We start from the raw sequence: 2,815 nt of genomic DNA, 5'->3' as shown, positions 1-2,815 counted from the left end.
AGACGGACACCGGCCCAGCGGGCAACAGGTGCCCGTCAGGGTGGTGCAAAGTCAAGCGTCAGGGATCAAGCTGGCAAACGATTCGCCAGGATGCAACCCTGCAGCAATGACAACCACGCGCTCCAGCGCCCTGCGCGAGGCTCGAACGTTTTCAGCCCTGGCTTCAAACTCTGGGCCTTCACGCCAAGGAAAGGTATCGCGTACATGCACGGCGAAGTCATGCCAGGCTCGCTGGAGAGCGATCTCTGCGACGCACCGCCCCTTCGATTGATCTTGATGGTCAAAGTGCGCCAAAGTTTTTGACGTGCGGCCAATAGTCGCCGCCAAGTCACGAAATCTTTCAATGACCGACAACGCCTCTTGAGGTGTGTAATTCAGTCGCTTCAGTTCGGCCTCAGACAAATTGCCGATACCGAACTCTTCGACTGTCTGCCCGGAGTTGTATGGAGCGCCAGTTGCGGAGTTCCATTGGATCAAACCACCATCAGCGTCTTGACCAAGAACCTCGCCATCCAGAAGGGATGATGTGGCTTCGGCCGTCATGCTGGATAGTTCAATGTAATTCGACATTTTCCGTTTCCTTTTTAAAAGAGACGGACACCGGCCCATAGGGCAACTGGTGCCCGTCAGGGTGGTTGAGATCGGCTGACGCCGGATGTTTGCTGATTTATCCGAGGAAGGGCCAGCTGCCTTTTTGGACTCAGAGCATTACGCTTTGAGCGACAAATCTGTGCTTCCCAAGCAGGCCCGGTTGCGCAGGCCTCTTGGGAAGCACAGCACCCATGCGGGTGTTGTGTTTCCTGTTTTGTGCATCAATAGAAGCACTTTGAACAAACCGGCCGATACCGGCTGTCGCCCCCGATTTCTATCACGTCTCCATTGCGGATGGGTGCGCCATCGGATGCAATTCTTTGGTTCATGGTCGCCTTGGCGCCGCAGCGGCACAGCGTACTGATTTCGTGGAGTTCGTCCGCCAGGGTCAGCAGTGTCGCAGCCCCTGGGAATGAGTTGCCTTGGAAGTCACTGCGCAGTCCGAAGCACGACACTCTCATGCCTTCCTTTGTGCTCAGGTTCTTGTGAATCTGATGCACTTGCGCTGGGCTCAAAAACTGTGCTTCATCAATGAACAACTCGTCCGCCTCGGCGAACGTGTCATTCAGTTCAAAAACCGTTTCTGCCGTATACAACGCAGCGTCACATTGCGGCCCGATCCGCGATGTCACCTTCCCGATTCCATATCGGTCATCAAACGAACAGGTCATGACCATTACGTTCTTGCCGATGGACAAGAGGTTGTGACGCCTCTGAAGTAAAGCGGTGCTTTTACCGCCCTGCATGGTTGAGTAATAAAATTCCAACATAATTTTCCGTTAATGTTTAAAGAAACGGACACCAGCCCCACAGGGCGAAATGTGCCCATTAGGGTGGTTCAAATGATGACCAGGCGCATCAGGGACGCGCGCTGGGCTTGAGGCAGGGAAATTCCGTGCCGAGGCTTTGTCAGGCGCAACCATCCGAGCCGTGTCCATCGACTCCCGCTCGATCGAGATCTGAGCCCGAGAACTTGGTCTTCGGGAGGAAGCCCGTGAACTCCGGATGATCGCGAAGCGCGTCGCGAGCGGCGACAAAGGCGTCGGTGGCCGCGCCAACAGGTTGCAGGCCGCGCTGGCAGGCCCACAATTCGTCGGCAGCGTCAATGTAGCGCTCGATAAGAGCATCCAAAGTTTGTTGCACTTGATATGGCATTTTTGGTTTCCTGATTGAAATAAACGGGCACCGGCCCAGCGGGCAACAGGCGCCCGTCATGGGTCGCAGAAGGATGTTCTACAAGAGTTCAAGCGCCCAGGGCGGCATCTCCGCACCAGACTCCGGCAGGAGTACATGGTCATCGCCCATCACAAGAACGAGCTGGGGATTTCCAGTTGGGTCACTATTGTCAAATAGCCAGGCGGCATCCACCATCCCAAGAATCTCCGGAAGGAGTGCATGGGTCTTGGAATACCGATCGACGATTTTTTCGGGAGGAACCGGGTGTCCGCCTGCCTTGACTCGCTGTAACACCCGCGCCACGTTGATGGATGGGTGTCGCGTTGAGATAAAGACGAGCTGGACAAGGTAGCCTCGATCGCGCGCAAGCTGAAAGAACCTCAGCCAGCGGTTGCGGTCGGACATCACGGTTTCAGTGCTGAAGGACTGTCGCTGCTGCATCAACGCGAAGCGAGTCGCTTCAGCGTCGTGAGCAGCCTGCATCTCTAAGTCCTTGTCGGCCTTAGCCAAGCCCAGCGCCTTCGCCATATTGGCCGCTATCACATCCGCGTTCACAAGTATCCCCATGCCAGGCAAGGGATCGGCGTAGAACAGCTTCGTGAGAGTGGTTTTACCTGACCCGTTGGGGCCAGCAAATACGGTGAGGGTCGGGCGGCTTTGGGTGGATTCATCCACGCCGTGCATTGCTCGTCTTCGCGGAACGTTGCTCCTGCCTTTCGATGACGGCAAGGATTCGCGGATCCGAGGGGGTGAGCGTTTGCACACGGCCATCGACCCAACCGGTGACCGAGATACCCGCTTTGGTGTCCGATGCTACGGCGTTCTCTGCAGCTTCCCTGGCGCGGGAAGCCATGGCACTGGAGGACAAACCGAAGAAGGTTGGGCGACGTGAAGTCATGTGGTGAACCCTATTGCCTGAACACCTAGTTGTCAAGGGTGGGCGGCTGGCTTTTTGACCTGTATCTTCATGCCGGGTGTTTAACATTTTCCGTTTCCTTTTTAAAAGAGACGGACACCGGCCCAGCGGGCAACAGGTGCCCGTCAGGGT

At 56.3% G+C, this 2,815-nt stretch carries 4 protein-coding genes; all 4 read right to left on the bottom strand.

Annotated elements, in window-relative coordinates; translation table 11 throughout:
• Positions 1–51: 51 nt before the first annotated feature.
• The 4 genes from OX89_RS13990 to OX89_RS13975 all read right to left on the bottom strand — a co-directional run bounded on the left by OX89_RS13990 (position 52) and on the right by OX89_RS13975 (position 2,442).
• Positions 52–570, bottom strand: coding sequence for a hypothetical protein (locus OX89_RS13990; protein WP_047351075.1), 519 nt, complete (start codon positions 568–570; stop codon positions 52–54).
• Between the two features lie 242 nt (positions 571–812).
• On the bottom strand, positions 813–1,361 hold the full coding sequence (locus OX89_RS13985; RefSeq protein ID WP_084002069.1) for a thymidine kinase: 549 nt from the start codon (positions 1,359–1,361) through the stop codon (positions 813–815).
• Positions 1,362–1,500: 139 nt separating this feature from the next.
• Positions 1,501–1,746 carry a hypothetical protein gene (locus OX89_RS13980; RefSeq protein WP_047351074.1) on the bottom strand — a complete coding sequence of 82 codons (246 nt, stop codon included), beginning with the start codon at positions 1,744–1,746 and terminating at the stop codon, positions 1,501–1,503.
• A 78-nt stretch (positions 1,747–1,824) separates the two neighbouring features.
• On the bottom strand, positions 1,825–2,442 hold the full coding sequence (locus tag OX89_RS13975; protein ID WP_199856252.1) for a zeta toxin family protein: 618 nt from the start codon (positions 2,440–2,442) through the stop codon (positions 1,825–1,827).
• Positions 2,443–2,815: the final 373 nt, after the last annotated feature.

Origin of the sequence: Diaphorobacter sp. J5-51 (genome assembly GCF_001023515.1) — a bacterium.
Classification (GTDB): Bacteria; Pseudomonadota; Gammaproteobacteria; order Burkholderiales; family Burkholderiaceae_C; genus Diaphorobacter; species Diaphorobacter nitroreducens.
Note: the sequence above shows the minus strand (reverse complement) of the source record. Positions and strands in the feature narration are given on the sequence as shown.